Below are 14,877 nucleotides of genomic sequence, written 5' to 3'. Positions count from 1 at the left end.
CCGGAGATCGTCTCCTGGGCGCGCCGGCGGCGGGGCTCGGGTCAGCTCGAGGCGTCGCCGGCCGACTGCGACGAGCTGAGCTGGTCGTCGTCGGGTCGCCGTCCGGACGTCACCCTCCGTGGTGGTCGACGTGTCGTCCGAGGGCGAACTCGGTGGGCTGCGGCGGCGGGTTTGTAGGTCGACGTCGGCGCAGGCGGCACGTAGGTCGGCTCGACGGGCGCCTCGGGCTCGACGGGCGCCTCGGGCTCGACGGGCGCCTCGGGCTCGACGGGCGCCTCGGGCTCGACGGGCGTGGTCTCGGTCTCGGTCAGGGTGTCGGTGGGCACCGGCTCGGTGGTCGTCTCCGTCGTGGGCTCGACCGGGGGCACCGCCTCGGTCGTGGAGGTCGAGCTGGGCGCGGCCTGACCCGCGCCGATGAGCCTGGCGAGGACCGTGCGAGCCCAGAGGTCGGAGCCCTGCTCGGTCAGGTGGGTGTCCTCCCACTCCGAGCGCAGCTCCTGACCGCTCGCCTTGGAGAAGGCTCGGTGGACGTCGATCGTCGGCACGCCGTTGCGCTCGGCCCAGTCGTGCTGGCGCTTGCGCACCGTCCGGCCCGAGCCGTCGGCGGCGTTGGGGCCGAGCACGATGGCCACGGTGGCCCCCCGCGCCTGGACCTTCACCTTCTTCAGCAGGTCGTTGAGGTCGCGGTCGAGCCCCTTGGTCGACGTCGGGTGGTAGCTGATGAGGACGACGTCCGCGTTGCGCGGGAGGAGGAAGCGCAGCCGGTTGGTCGCGTACGACGGCGAGCTGCCCGCGATCGAGGCGTTGCGCAGCCACAGGCTCTTGCCATTGCCCTCACGGACGGGCTCGTCGTACTTCGTCGGGTCGGCCGGGTCGAGCCCGGCGTAGGTCACCTTGCGGTGGCGTTCGACGGCCTGGGTCGACATCCGCTGGACCCAGCCCCCTTCGCCCACGCCCTCGTCGCCCCCGAGCACGACGACGAAGGGGTCCTTGTCGTCCTCGAGAGGTCCGCGGTTGCGCGAACTCCGGCTTGTCGGAGGTCGACGACGAGCTGCTGCTCGGCTCGGAGGGGGTGGACGACGAGTCGTCGGGAGAGGTCAGGTCAGGGCCGCCCTGCAGCCAGGCGACCAGGCCCACCACCAGGGCGACGTTGATGAGGACCACGACCAGACCGATCATGACCCCCGACAGGCGTGCGCGTCTCACAAGGCACCAGTATGACTCACCGGGCACCCTGGGTCGTCGATCCGGGCGACGCGCACTAGGTTGTGCACGCACGTGTGTTCCATCGGGGAGGCCAGGTCGAGATGTCGATGTCCACTGCGCGGACCGCGCTCTGGCACCTGCGACGGGGCGGCCTCTCGCAGGTGCGCACCTGGCATCGCCGCCAGCGCATCGGACAGGGCGGCGTCGTCGTCCGTCGCGAGGAGGCCCTGCCGGAGTGGCCCCTCCAGGACCGGCCGGTGCGCCGCCCGGACCTGCGCGTGGCGGTCGTCCTCGACGACTTCAGCCGGTTGGCGCTGGCGCCCGAGTGGACCCAGGTCGAGGTGACCCCGACGTCGTGGGAGTCGCAGGTCGCCGAGGGGATCGACCTGCTCTTCGTCGAGTCGGCATGGCACGGCAACGGTGGCACGTGGCGCTACCAGCTCACCGGCCCCTCGGCCCCCTCCCCCGCGCTCGTGGCCCTCGTGGAGCACTGCCGGGCGGCCGGGGTGCCCACCGTCTTCTGGTGCAAGGAGGACCCGGTCCACTTCGACGACTTCGTCGACACCGCGGCGCTCTTCGACCATGTCCTCACCACCGACGTCGAGATGGTGCCGCGGTACCGGGAGCGGCTCGGTCATGACCGCGTGGGCGTCATGGCCTTCGCCGCGCAGGAGCGGATCCACAACCCGATCCGACCGCAGCAGGGCCACGCCGAGCGCGACATCGCCTTCGCCGGCATGTACTTCGCCCACAAGTACCCCGAGCGCCGCGAGCAGATGGACCTGCTCCTGGGCGCGGCGGACCGGGTCTCGCCGCGGATGGAGCACGGACTCGAGATCTTCTCCCGCTTCGCGGGCGGCGATGCGAACTACCAGTTCCCCGAGCCGCTCGACGCGCGCGTCGTCGGGTCGCTGAGCTACCTGCAGACGCTCACGGCGTACCGCTCCTACAAGGTCTTCCTCAACGTCAACTCGGTCGTCGGCAGCCCGAGCATGTGCGCCCGGCGCGTCTTCGAGATCTCGGCCTGCGGCACGCCGGTCGTCTCCACGCCGAGCCCCGCGCTCGACGCCTTCTTCCCTGACGACGAGGTCGTTCGGGTGGACGACCCGCAGCAGGCCGAGTGGATGCTGCGGGCGCTCGTGCGCAGTCCGCTGCTGCGCGACCGGATGGTGCACGCCGCGCAGCGCCGCATCTGGCGCGAGCACACGTATGCCGCCCGCATCGACGCTGTCCTCGAGGCGGTGGGACTCGAGGAGCACGTCCGTCGGCCCCGCACCGTCTCGGCGCTCGTGTCGACCAACCGACCGCACCAGCTCGAGCACGTCATCTGGCAGGTGGCGCGGCAGCGTGACGTCACGGTGCAGCTCGCGCTGCTCATGCACGGCTTCGACGAGGAGGCCAGAGTGCGAGAGCTCGCCGCCGAGCACGGCATCGAGGACCTCGTCGTGCTCCACGCCGACCAGGACGTCCTCCTCGGCTCCTGCCTCAACCGGCTCGTCGACGCGGCGAGCGGTGATGTGGTGGCAAAGATGGACGACGACGACCTCTACGGCAAGCACTACCTCTTCGACAGCCTGCAGGCCCTCGAGTACTCCGGGGCGGACATCGTCGGCAAGCAGGCCCACCAGATGTACCTCGAGAGCCAGTCGGCGCACCTCGTGCGGTTCCCCCAGCGCGAGCACCGGTTCACCGACTTCGTTGCTGGCCCGACGATGGTCATGCCGCGCTCGGTCGCGCTCGAGCATCGCTTCCCCGACGCCCAGATCGGCGAGGACAGCGAGCTGCTGCGACGCGTCGTCGACGCCGGTGGTCGGATCTACTCCGCCGACCGCTTCGAGTTCGTCCAAGTGCGCCGGGGCGCGGGTGAGCACACGTGGGATGCCAGCGATGCCGAGATGCTGGCGAACGCAGATGTCCAAGGGTTCGGCACGATGGACGGAGGTGGGTCTCGATGACCGTGGCCCCGCAGGATGCTGCAGGCGGCAGCGGCGGGATCGCCCCCGGGACGGTCATCGTCGTGGGTTCCCTCGACGGGCTCCCCCGGCCCGCAGGACTCACGACGCTGAGCCCCGGCATCCACGCACGCTGGTCCCGCGGGCCGCAGACGGCCGAAGGCGCCGACGGGACGGTGTCCCTCGACGGCGTCGCGATCGCCGACGGTCGGCTGCTGCGCTCCGGCGCTGACCTGCTGCGGGTGTGGGGTGGTCGTGAGCCTGCTCCCTTCGCCCACTGGTGGGGTCGGCACGCCCGCCAGGCGTCCTGCGCGTACGTGTGGCACGCCCCCACCCAGCGGCTGGTCGTGCTGCCCGACGCCCTCGGTGGCGCCACCATCTTCGTCCACGAGGTCGGCGGGGTACAGGTCCTCTCCTCCGACTACGCCGCCCTGATCGGCGTGCTCGACGACCTCGGCCTGCGCCCGGAGAAGGACCTGATGTACCAGGTCGAGCGGACCGTCTTCGGCAGCGGTGGGCTCTACGAGACGAGCCATGCGGGTGGGCGCCGGGTCCCGACCTTCACCCACCTCGACATCACGTCGAGCGGGCTGCGCGAGGTCCGCTACGACGCGGCGCCCACCCTCGACGAGCCGCGCAGCTACTTCGAGGGCCTGGCCACGGTGCGGGCCGACGTCCTCGACTCGATCGCCGCCATCGCTGCGGCGCCGACCGAGGAGCGCATCGCCCACCTCACCGGCGGATTCGACTCGCGCATGGTGCTCGGCGCGATCCTCGAGGCCGGTGTGCAGGACCGCTTCGAGTTCTTCTGCAGCGGACCGCCGGAGTCGCGCGACCGCGAGGTCGCCGACGGACTGGCCCGCACGCTGGGTCTCGTACGCTCGCCGTCCGCCGGCCTCGTCCCGCACCACGTGGGCAGCTTCAGCGACCAGCAGCTCGCCCTGCTCGGGTACACGGCGGGCATGTCCAACGTGGGGCCGACCGGCACCGAGGACCCCCTCGACGTCGTCGCGGCCGGCGGCGGCTACGGCGAGCTCTTCCGCTCCTTTTACACGCACGCCATCACCGGGCAGGGCCCGGCGCCCTGGTCCGACGGGCACGCGCTGATGACCGCCATGGTCGGCTCGGCCCCCGACCAGGGCATCCTCAGCCCGCGCGCCTTCGACCTGCTCGCCGGGCGGCTGACCGACGTCCTCACCGGCATCCACGACTCGGGCGTGCCCGCGGACTTCGTCGGCGACGTCTACTACTCCGACGTGCGCAACCGCTACCACATGGGCGCCACCTCGCTCAGCTGGAGCCGCGTCGGGGCACGGGTCAACCCGCTGTACTCCGTCTCTGGTCTGCAGGCAGCGTGCGAGCTGCCCGGGATCGCCCGCCGGGCCAATGTCCTCGGGTACGACCTGCTCGAGTCCTTCGGCCACGACCTCTCGCGCTACCCCTTCGACAAGGACCGCTCCTCCATCGAGTACCGGCGGCAGCGCCGGCCGAGGCCGGGCCTGCCCTTCGCCGAGGGCCAGGTGACGTGGTCGACGAAGCCCGCGCGTCCCGCCAGCGGACCTGCTCCCGCGCCGATGTCGGCAGAGCGCCGCGAGATCGTCCTGAAGCGCGCGAAGGCGCTCGACATCATCTTCTGGCAGTCGGTCAATCTCGAGTCGACCCAGGCGGTCCTGCGCCGCGTGCTCGAGCAGACGGACCTGAGCACCTACGCCGACGTCGTCAACGTGTCGTACCTGCAGGACCTCGCCCGCACGGGCACGTGGAACCGCACCCGGGTGCGCCACCTGTACTCCGCCAGCACGATGCTCATGTGGTTCGGGGACGAGTCACGGCCATGAGTGCGCTCCCGGGGGACAGCGACTACACGAGGTACCAGCCCGATGTGCGCCGCTGGGAGTCCGTCGCGGACTTCATCACCGCCCCTGCATGGGCGAGCGGGGTGCACGTCGTCATGCTCCCGTCCGGCGCGCACATCGACATGATGATCGGCGGTGACTTCACGACGATCACGCCCGGTCGCGGCGTTCCCGTCGTCCTCTCCGGGGCGGTGTCCAAGCGCGAAGGGAGACCCGGCCCGTTCTTCTCCGGCATCGGCCTGGGCATGAGCCTGGAGACGCCCTTCGTCGCGATCAGCGACCCGACGCTCACCGTCGACCCCTCGCTCCGGCTGGGCTGGTACGCCGGACGCGCCGGAGAGGAGCTGCAGGAGCACCTGGTGACGATGCTCGAGGACCTGCAGCGTCGGGTCGACCGCCCGCTGCTGCTGGCCGGTGGCTCCGGCGCCGGCTTCGCCTGCATGCTCCTCGGCGCACGGCTTGACGTGCCCGCCTCGGCGATGGTGTGGAACCCGCAGACCGACCTGCTCGACTACGACGAGGGCCCGGTGGTCGACTACCTGTGCGTCGCGCTCGGGCTGGAGCGGGACACGGTCACCGCGATGACCCGGCTGGAGCGGGCGGAGGCACTGACCGCCGGCGGAGTCCAGCACGCCGTCTCCGGCACCACCGCCGCTGCTGGGCTGACGCGGCTGCTCTACCTGCAGAACGCTGGTGACCACCACGTCGTCGGCCACCTCGCGCCCTTCCTCGGGCGCGACGGTTACCAGCACGAAGGGGGTGGCCGCTGGCGGAACTCCCGGGGCCACCTCGCCCTCGTGTCCGACTTCAGCGAGAACCATGACCCGCCCCCGCGGCCGGCCATGGTCCGCGCGATGGACCTGATGCTCGACCCCGCGACGTCCGTGGACCGGGTCGTCGACATCTTGCAGGAGGAGCGCCTCCTGCCACGGACCGACCTCGAGCTGCTCCCCCGCGACCTGCGTGGCGAGGTCGACGACATCGCCAACCGGACGAGACTGACCGCCACTCAGGAGGCCGACGGAAGCGCGCGAGCGACCGTTGTCTGGGAGGGCCGCCCCAGTCGATACGGCGGTGTGACCACCCGCTTCGAGGTCGTCGACGCCGATGGCGCGGTCATCTCCAGCCACCTGCAGCGAAACAACGCTCTTGTCCTGCTCGACGCCGACGCTCGGGCCGTGGGCGTCCGAGCCCACCTGCGCGACGGGTTCCTGAACGAGATCGTCACGCTCTCCGCCGGCTTCACCCGCACCCCGCAGCGCGTGCGAGTGCTCGTCACGGGCAGCCAGGTCACCCGGGACACCTTCGCCTTCCTCGCCCCCGACCTCTTCCACCTCGAGGGGTTCGTGGCCCGGCAGGGCTTGATCAGCGCGTTCGGCCCGGCGGGAGAGCCTCCCTTCGACCCCTCGGTCCTGCCGAGCGACTTCCAGCGGAGGATGGTGGACGGGGACGCTCGCTCGACGCTGCCGGGGACGGTGAGCGAGACCGACGTCGACGTCGTGCTGTGGGACCTCTTCGACGAGCGCTTCGGTGTGCTCGAGCAGGTCGACGGCACCGTCACCACCGACTCGATCGAGCTGCGACGGGTCCGGGACGGCCTGGTCGTGCCCACCGCGACGACCGCGCTGCCCTTCGGCACGCCCGAGCACCTCGAGCGGTTCGTCGCGGCCCTCCACCTGTGGCGCGATGTGCTCGAGCGTCGCGACCTGCTCGGACGCGTCGCCGTCCTTGCGCCTCGATGGGCGCGAGTGACCGACACGGGCGAGTCGACGCCCTCGAGCGCTGGCATCGACCCGGTGCGCGCTGACGCCATCACCGACGACTACCTCGCTGCCGTGCACGATGTCCTCGGGGTCCACGTGCTGGGGCGAAGTCTCCACCCACGGGCGGCGTCCAGTCACCACTGGGGAGTCGCGCCCTTCCATTACGACGACCCGACCTATGTCGCCCTCGCGACCGAGATCGCGGCATTCACCCGGGATGCGGTCCGTCCCTGGGCCTGGGAGGAGGTCGCCCCCACTGACTGCGTCCGGACACCCAGCCAGGAGGACCGCGACCCGCGGACTCGGGCACCCGAGCCCTATGTCGTCGTCCGGCAGACCGCGCCGTCGACGGTGACCGCCGAGGTGCACGACCACCGGGCGAGCGCCTGCTCCTTCGCCCTGCACGAGGGCGCGCGACGCGTCGACGCGACGCCGTACGCCCGGGTCTTCAGCCACAGCTTCGTCGTCCCCGAGCCTGGGATCTATCGGTGCCGGGTGTATCTCATGACCCCCGATGGGGACCGGATCCCTGTGACGAGTCCTCCGCTGCGGGTCACGGACGCCTGACGCCCCGACCAAGAATCCTGGTCAGGGCAACGCCGCCACGATCTCCCGTCCGAAAGAAAGTTCGTGATCCTGGGCCCAGTGGTTCTGGTCCAATAGCGAGGTGGGTCCTGCGCGAAGGATGTATGCCTTCGTGCTCACCAAGGGCGCGACCCCTTCGGCAGCCAATCGATGCAGCCAATCGGTGATCGCGGCGCGGTCGGGGGCAACCTTGCCGTTGCTCATCCGTGCATACAGGTGATCGACGCAGAGGACTGGTGCACCGACGAGTTCGGTCACTGCCTCGACATCAGACCGCACGGACTCAAAAGTCGACGATCCAACCTGGAGGTCTTGGAGCACGTCGCCCTCGGGCAGTTCAGACGTGTCGCCCGCGACGAGTCGTGCCGTGTCGATACCAAGCGCGTCGGCGTGCCCCCATACCCGCGCCTGATTCAGGTGCACTCCACCACAGCTCAGGAGCTTCGCTGCGGAGACCTCCTGAACCACCACGTCGACATCGAGGAAGTCGCGATTCTCGAGCTCCGGCGGCAGTGGATCGATCATCGTTTCACACGTGAGCGGCCGAAGCGCTTCGGGGATATCGACAAGTCCCGCCAAGGCCCTCGCATATTGCAGTCCCCCGGCCGAAGTATGGGCAAACCACCAATTCTCCGAGAGATTCACCAACTCAATAAGCCCCGCATCATGCGCCGCACGGAGCGGCCGGAAAACCCGGCAAGACCCGATCGCCAGGACTCGCTTCACCGGAGGAGCTCCATCAATTCCGTCGCGACGATCGGGAGTCCCACATCGGGAAGGTGATGGATGTCAGTAGACCCATCGGGAAACCGGCGGAATCCGAGCCGAGCGACCAAGTGACTGGAATCGTAATAGGTCGCGTCGTGGTCGACCTTGAGGCGATCTACGACGGAACGCAGCTCCACATTTCCGGCCTGACGCACGGGATGTGGGTTGTCGAGGTCTACGAGGTGCCCCACCAGAACCAAACGCTTACCCGCACTACTCAGCACCTCGCACACGGACCGTAAGTTCTGTTCCATTTTCTCCGTGTCGTCAAAGACTCTGACGCCGAGCTCTGGGGCATAGTCTTTGTAGTAGCCCTCACGCCACACTTCAGAGTACGGCACGGACCGGTCAGCATTCGGGTTCCCCTGAACGTGAACACCCTTGTACTCAAAGCTCTTCGGACTCGAAATTTCCATGACAACGCCCGTTGCGGAGTCGAAGCACTCCCGCAGATGAGCCAGAGCTGGATCAGGTTCGCTCCACAGCCTGAGGTCGAAGGGGTTGGACGGAGTCTGATCCTTCCGGAAGAAGAGTCGAGAAACGTCGAGCGGGAGCCCCGCATCGCCACTTGCGATGCGCAGAACGTCGAGCATCTGAGAGCTGGAGTGGAAATATCCAATGTGAGGAAAGTTCACCGACCCAGCAATCGTCTCCATCGGCTCATGCAACCTACTGGTCCCAAACGGGATGATGCGGACCATCAAATACCTTTCGTCGTCGAGATCGGCCACGTCGAACTCGAACCTGTGTGCGTCACGAGGCAGTCTGGTCACCGCGCGGTTGGAACGACAAGAACCGTGACACCCCGTGGTCCGCAACAAACTCAAGGTCGCCCAACGACGTGTCTGCGATCCAGCCGTCCACCATGGCACTCTCGTCGGCACGATCAACATCGTCAACGACGATCAGTGACCCCGCAGTCAGGTGCGGCCCCAGAAGCCGAAACGCGGGATCGCGGGCCAAGGGACCGTTTGCGCCCGGGGGGCCATCGACGAGCAGCACGTCGATGGGGTGCGGCTCCCACTCGGTCAGGTCGTACCAGCCCGTTGGCCATCGCCCAGACTGCTCGCTCTGCTGCACCAAGGGCGCCGAGATCACGGTGCACCAGCGCTCCAACCCGTGCCGCGCAATCTGCGACCGTGTCCTATCGGCGTACAGCTCGTCGTGCTCAAACGACGTCAGATGCCCGGCCCCAACTTCGCGCAGCGCCAAGCCGAGCCAAATGGTGGACACGCCACTTCCAGTTTCCACGATCTGCGCGGGCGCCTGACCAGCCAGCAAGTGGTCAACCATTCCGGCCAGAGCTTCGTAGGAAATCACCCATCCGCCGGCCGCAGGAATCCATGCCGTCGGCCGCAGGCGATCCACCAGGAATTTGTGGGCTGCAACATCCGCCACAATTGAGCGCCGGGCATTGCCCACGAATCGGAACATGTCCAAACGCAAGTCGTCGCGAACCGATTGCAGTTCGGCCCTGGCGATCATCTGCTGATGATTACCCTCTTCAAGCCGCTCAGCCCGATCGTCCGACGACGTCAAAGTGCGCTGGCCTCCTCGGCTCGGGTGAGGCCGAGCCCAACAGCCCCAAGCAATTCGGTGACACGACCGAGATCCGGGTCGTCCTCAGCAATCCCCGATAGGACGATGTCGTCGACCTGACAAGTGGGTGATATCAGCACGGCGCACGCAATTTCCGGCAACCTCGGAGACAGCCCCTGCCCTGTGCTGAAAAGGAATCCATTAGTTGGGACAACAATTCGGTCGGACGTGGCAAAGACACCTGACGCCTTGTCGATCCGTTCGCAGTGCAGGGTCAGCCAGCGTGTCTCACCCCATGCGTTGGCAGGGGCGGTGTCGCCAGCCTCCGACGCAACATAGAGCCTGATGGACCCGCGGTGGATAGCGCGCGGCTCCATGTCCACTGGGTGAAGGTGAACACTCGGGTCACCAAGGTACTTCTTGACTGCCCCTGCGGCTGCCGGACTCACAGCCTTGGACAACTCCACTTCGCCACTCACCCACGGCTTGAACAGCAGCGCGGCCGCCACCATGAAGAGGTCCGGATCAAAGTTGAGTGGCGTCGAATCCATAAGAAATCGCCCGGACGTGGGAGACGCGTCGTAGTGCTGCGGCTCAGCACGAACGCCCATGCGACCGGATTCGTCCGGGGACAACCATGAGAACTTCATCGACTGCGTCCTTCTTCCGCGCCTTCGGACCAGGCGTTATCCACGATGTCCTTGAGAGAGAACTCCTCGTCCACACGCCACGCGACACACGCTCCCGCGACCCTGTTGGACAGCTCGATTGCCTCGGAGGCATTTCTGGGCGCATCCTCGTGCCAGATCAGGACATTGCCTGGCGATGCGCCGACTTCAACCACCTCATCCGGAATGGCGACCGCTTCCGACAAGGAACCGCTGCGAGCGATGATCCCCGCCGGCTCGCGGCCATTCCCGTGGTCCTCCAATGCCCGTCGAAGTTGTCTCAGGGCAACAACCGCGTCGAGGTCATCACCGTCACCGGGCACAACCTCGATGTCCCAACCGCCGGACCTCGCGGACGCAAAGTCCGCCCAAGAAGCGCGCGGGATAACACGGGACGTTTGCGGAGCATCTTGGCGGCTCAAGAGCAGCGACCGTTCGGAAAGAGCATCCGGCAGGTAGACCGAAAGAGAGTCCACAGGGGTGCCCTCGATCGCTTCGGTACTCACCGACCGGGCCGACTTCCGGAGCGCCTCAACACCCGCAGACTTCGCCGCATTGCGTGCGACGGCGTTGGCAAGTACTGCTGCGGTTTTCTGCCCTGGGGCGGCGTTCGCCGTGAGTTGCCCGGGGTGGCGGCGCCTGAGGATGTGATAGGCCCCGGTGTGCCCGAGTTCCACACCCGCCCGCAGAAGGCTGACCCCCAACATGTAGTCCGAACCGCTGGGCAGCGTGAGGTCGTACCCGACCTTCCGAATCAACTCGGTTCGGAGCATCAGGGTCGGGTGGAGGTACACCGACCCCGAGAAGAGGATCGTCGCCAACGACGCGCCCTTGCCGGGGTACGGCTGCATCGCCCCGTCGAGATCATCGAAGTCGACCCACCCGCCATAGGTACCGCCCGTTTCAGCAGTCAGACCCTCGAAGTGTGCTTCGAGGCGCCACGGCAGCATCAAGTCATCGTCATCCATGATCACCGTAAACTCGGACGACGTCAGGTGGGCCGCGTGGTTGCGGGCCGCGGCAACCCCGAGGTTCTCTTGACGCACGTATCGGACGCGCTCATCGTCGAAGCCGCGGACAACGTCAGGCGTCGCGTCGGTCGAGCCGTCATCAACGATCAGCAGCTCGAAATCCGTGACGGTCTGAGCCAACACAGTGTTGATGGTTTCACCAAGGTACTCGGCACGGTCATGCGTGGCGATTACAACCGTCACAGGCGACGACGCCGTTGTGGACGCATGGCGCCACGCGCGCAGATTGCGGATCGGGCTCGCGTCGTTGAGGTAGATGTCCCGATTTCGCAGGACGGCCTCTCTGCCCTCAGGGGACTCATTGGCCGCCTGCCGCGACGGCTCGTGCCAGATGTGGTACATGCGGACAGAGGGATCTTCGACCCAACGGATCGCAGTGCCGGATCGACGCAGACGCTGCGCGAAGTCGATGTCTTCACCGCCGTAGATCTCCATCCGCTCGTCGAGTCCTCGCACCTTGTCGAAGGACTCGCGAGAAACCGCGATCATGCCGCCCATTCCCCATCGCGGACGGAGACGCGATCGGCGCTCTAAGAGACTCCAGTCTACCTGTTCGCTCTGCAGTCGATCGACTCCGAACCCCTCGGGTAGGTCGCGGCACTGCAGCACCAGCGCCGTCGTCGGGTCATCAAGAACGGCCTGGGTGACCTGACTGAGGGAACGCGGCGAGAACGCCATGTCGGCATCAGTGCTGATGAGGACGCGACCCATAGCGACAGCGAAGCCCGAGTTGAGCGCCCGCGACCGAGACCAGACGCCGTCCGTCTTCGTGTAGACGTACCGAGCACCAAGGTGCTCCACCTGCTCCTGCAGACCGTCTGTGTCCTCCGAGCCGTAGTCAGCGACAATCACCTCGGATTCAACACCGGCCAAGGCGTCATTCAACATGGCTACCGAGAGAAGAAGACGCTCCACCCCCCAGTCTTTGAACCCGATGACGACGCTGACGTCACAACCTGCCGTGCTGTTCACCGAACCACTCCATGGATCGCCATGAAGGCGTCTCGTCCGACGCCCCTGCCGTGAGCCCAAATTCGCGCCACAGGATCTGTGGATGCCGTCTTCCGCCACGGGACCACTTCAACAAGCGCCTTTGTCGACGGTGTCGTCAGCCGAGCGCGACCCAGTTCGACCAGATCCCCTGCCCTGCCCGCTGGAAGATACGAGAAACTCGCACCTAGCTGGTGACTGTCGACCCAGCCTGCCCCACGCATCACGTCAAACTCGCTCGTGCTGCTTGCCGACCGCAACGTCATCACGTGGTCTCGTTCAGCGATGTCGACGGCCAACTCCACGAGGAACCCGAGGTCGGACACAGCTTCCGGAAACCACAGCTCAATTTGTGTCGCCGCGGGCGCCACTCCTCCCGTTGTCACGGTGCGTGCACATCCTCTCGCTCGTGGGGGCCCTGCAGTGCAGCCAAGGCGACCCGAATGCTAGCCGACCAAGCCCGCGCCCTCCGTGGGAGCGCCACCCCATTAACATCATGTCGTCGCCCTACAGAAGGACTCCCCATCGTGTTCGAGGACGAAGCTTCCGACGACGAGGCACTCACCCGTCAACTGCTCGACGAGATCGTCGCCGACCCCGCGGCAGTTCTCGCAGAGCTGCAGGCATTGCGCCGCCAGGCCGCCAAGGCCAAGAGCCTCAAGTCGAAGCTCGACGCGGCCGAGGCCAAGGTGAAGTCCGCGAAATCGGACCTCGCCGCAGCCGACACGAAGCGCAAGGGTGCTCTGGCCCGCGCCGATCGGACTCGCGCACAACTGGACTCGGCGGAGGCGTCGCTGCGTGCCTACCGCGCCGAGTCTAAGCGCCTCAAGGAGGATCTCCAGCGCGTCCGCACCTCCCGCTCGATGAAGGTCGGCAAGGCGCTCACCTCCCCCGGCCGGGTCTTCAAGCCGGCGCCAAGCCGGCACCACGACGAAGCGAGAGACCTCCCCTTCGTCCCCGGCGCCGACCCAGCCCGCTGCTGCGCCGCCCGCGCAGGCCCCGGCAGCCCCCAAGCCCGCCCCCGCCTCGAAGAAGTCCTACGAGGAGCTGCTCGCCGAGCTGGCCGAGCGCCCCACCACCGGCAACCTCGTCAACGCACTCAACCGCGCCTGGTTCGGCCTCGGGTCCATCACCGAGGCCCACCGCATCGCCTCCGAGCACCCCGAGCTCGTCGCGGGTCTCGACGCCAAGCAGCGCATCTTCGTCGATCGCGCCGTGGCCGCTCACCGGGTGAGCGTCGACGGCATCCCCGTCCCGCCGCGCTCGAGCGGTACCGCCTACGTGCCGGAGCCCGGCCGCCTGCTCTACTGCGTCCACTCGACGCCCGCCTACAACACCAACGGCTACTCGACCCGCACCCGCGGTGTCGCAGCCGGCCTCGGCGACGCGGGCGTCGACGTCTCGGTCGTCGCCCGCGTCGGCTACCCCTGGGACAGCCAGGTCGACAAGAAGGCGCCCAAGGCCCACCGTCAGGTGAGCACGCTCGACGGTGTCGACTACACCCACCTGCCCGGACCGCGCCTCGGCTCCACGCCGATCGACCACTACATCCTCGCCTGCGCCGACGCCTTCGTGCGGGAGGCCCGGCTACGGCGCCCTTCGCTCATCCAGTCCGCCTCCAACCACGTCACCGGTCTCGCCGCGCTCATCGCGGCCCGCCGGGTGGGTGTCCCCTTCGTCTACGAGGTGCGGGGGCTGTGGGAGGTCACCGAGGCCTCCGGCAAGCAGGATTGGGAGCAGACCGAGCGCTACCAGCAGCAGGCCGACTTCGAGACGCTCGTCGCGACCGAGGCCGACGCCGTCCTCGCCATCACCGAGGAGACTCGGCAGGAGCTGATCCGTCGCGGCGTGCCCGCCGACAAGATCACCTTGGCGCCCAATGCCGTCGACCCCGGCGTCTTCGTCCCGCTGCCCAAGGACGAGGCCTATGCCCGGCAGCACCGCGTGCGCACCGACGTGCCCGTCATCGGCTTCGCCGGCTCGATGGTCGGCTACGAGGGTCTCGACCTGCTCGTCGACGCCGTCGCCCTCCTGCGCGACGAAGGGGTCGACACCCAGCTCGTCCTCGCCGGCTCCGGCGCCGCGGAGCCCGCGCTCAAGAAGCAGGCCGAGGAGCTCGGCCTCGGTGACACCGTGCGCTTCGTCGGGCGGGTCCCGGCGAGCGAGATGCAGCGGATGATCAGCCTCTTCGACGTCATGCCGTGCCCCCGCCGCTCGCTGCCCGTCACCGAGATGGTCTCGCCGCTCAAGCCGCTCGAGGCCTTCTCCTGCGCCAAGGCCGTGGTCCTCTCCGACGTCTCACCGCACCGCACCCTCGCGGGAGACGGCGGCCTGCGCGCCGTCATCGTGCCGGCGGACGACGCCCGCGCCCTGGTTGACGCCCTGCGGCCGCTCCTGGCCGACGAGGACGCCCGCGCTGCGGCTCACCCGGACCGGGAGGGGGTTGGCGGCCTGACCCGCACCCGGGAGCTCCCGGCTCGGTGAGCTCCCCCCCGTCCGACGCGCGCGCCCTTCCCGCT

The 14,877-nt window shown here is 68.1% G+C and carries 10 protein-coding genes; 4 read left to right on the top strand and 6 right to left on the bottom strand.

Translation table 11 applies throughout. The features are described from left to right. Window positions 1-41 precede the first annotated feature (41 nt). Complete coding sequence (locus AC2W7J_RS08005; protein WP_485982018.1) at window positions 42-974, bottom strand: SGNH/GDSL hydrolase family protein; 933 nt, start codon at window positions 972-974, stop codon at window positions 42-44. Between the two features lie 339 nt (window positions 975-1,313). Between AC2W7J_RS08005 and AC2W7J_RS08000 the strand changes: the two genes are divergently transcribed. The 3 genes from AC2W7J_RS08000 to AC2W7J_RS07990 are packed head-to-tail and all read left to right on the top strand — an operon-like array spanning window position 1,314 to window position 7,344. Continuing rightward, complete coding sequence (locus AC2W7J_RS08000) at window positions 1,314-3,161, top strand: glycosyltransferase family protein (protein ID WP_485982017.1); 1,848 nt, start codon at window positions 1,314-1,316, stop codon at window positions 3,159-3,161. Next, window positions 3,158-4,996 carry a hypothetical protein gene (locus AC2W7J_RS07995; protein ID WP_485982016.1) on the top strand — a complete coding sequence of 613 codons (1,839 nt, stop codon included), beginning with the start codon at window positions 3,158-3,160 and terminating at the stop codon, window positions 4,994-4,996. The genes AC2W7J_RS08000 and AC2W7J_RS07995 overlap by 4 nt, the downstream gene beginning before the upstream one ends. Next, window positions 4,993-7,344, top strand: coding sequence for a DUF6270 domain-containing protein (locus AC2W7J_RS07990; RefSeq protein WP_485982015.1), 2,352 nt, complete (start codon window positions 4,993-4,995; stop codon window positions 7,342-7,344). Before AC2W7J_RS07995 ends, AC2W7J_RS07990 begins: the two co-directional genes overlap by 4 nt. A 21-nt stretch (window positions 7,345-7,365) precedes the next feature. Here AC2W7J_RS07990 and AC2W7J_RS07985 read toward each other — a convergent pair whose 3' ends face one another. From AC2W7J_RS07985 to AC2W7J_RS07965, 5 genes are read right to left on the bottom strand one after another with little or no spacing between them, the layout of a single operon-like run. Next, window positions 7,366-8,088: a hypothetical protein gene (locus tag AC2W7J_RS07985; protein WP_485982014.1), complete on the bottom strand. Its 723-nt coding sequence runs from the start codon at window positions 8,086-8,088 to the stop codon at window positions 7,366-7,368. Then, complete coding sequence (locus AC2W7J_RS07980) at window positions 8,085-8,861, bottom strand: hypothetical protein (protein WP_485982013.1); 777 nt, start codon at window positions 8,859-8,861, stop codon at window positions 8,085-8,087. The genes AC2W7J_RS07985 and AC2W7J_RS07980 overlap by 4 nt, the downstream gene beginning before the upstream one ends. Window positions 8,862-8,883: 22 nt before the next feature. After that, on the bottom strand, window positions 8,884-9,669 hold the full coding sequence (locus AC2W7J_RS07975; protein WP_485982012.1) for a class I SAM-dependent methyltransferase: 786 nt from the start codon (window positions 9,667-9,669) through the stop codon (window positions 8,884-8,886). Then, on the bottom strand, window positions 9,666-10,319 hold the full coding sequence (locus AC2W7J_RS07970) for a hypothetical protein (protein ID WP_485982011.1): 654 nt from the start codon (window positions 10,317-10,319) through the stop codon (window positions 9,666-9,668). Before AC2W7J_RS07970 ends, AC2W7J_RS07975 begins: the two co-directional genes overlap by 4 nt. Beyond that, window positions 10,316-12,340: a glycosyltransferase gene (locus AC2W7J_RS07965; RefSeq protein ID WP_485982010.1), complete on the bottom strand. Its 2,025-nt coding sequence runs from the start codon at window positions 12,338-12,340 to the stop codon at window positions 10,316-10,318. The genes AC2W7J_RS07970 and AC2W7J_RS07965 overlap by 4 nt, the downstream gene beginning before the upstream one ends. Before the next feature lie 1,248 nt (window positions 12,341-13,588). On the opposite strand from AC2W7J_RS07965, the gene AC2W7J_RS07960 reads away from it, so the two are divergent. Beyond that, a complete protein-coding gene (locus AC2W7J_RS07960; RefSeq protein ID WP_485982009.1) occupies window positions 13,589-14,842 on the top strand; it encodes a glycosyltransferase family 4 protein in 1,254 nt (417 codons plus the stop codon). Window positions 14,843-14,877 lie beyond the last annotated feature (35 nt).

It is taken from the genome of Janibacter sp. CFPM2_SD2 (assembly GCF_057364645.1).
This window is presented reverse-complemented; position numbering and strand designations above follow the sequence as displayed.

What these genes read in the sequence shown, in the direction of transcription:
- AC2W7J_RS07970 (WP_485982011.1), bottom strand. Translation starts at nt 10,319, where the DNA reads ATGAAGTTCTCATGGTTGTCCCCGGACGAATCCGGTCGCATGGGCGTT.
- AC2W7J_RS07995 (WP_485982016.1), top strand. Translation starts at nt 3,158, where the DNA reads ATGACCGTGGCCCCGCAGGATGCTGCAGGCGGCAGCGGCGGGATCGCC.
- AC2W7J_RS07990 (WP_485982015.1), top strand. Translation starts at nt 4,993, where the DNA reads ATGAGTGCGCTCCCGGGGGACAGCGACTACACGAGGTACCAGCCCGAT.
- AC2W7J_RS08000 (WP_485982017.1), top strand. Translation starts at nt 1,314, where the DNA reads ATGTCCACTGCGCGGACCGCGCTCTGGCACCTGCGACGGGGCGGCCTC.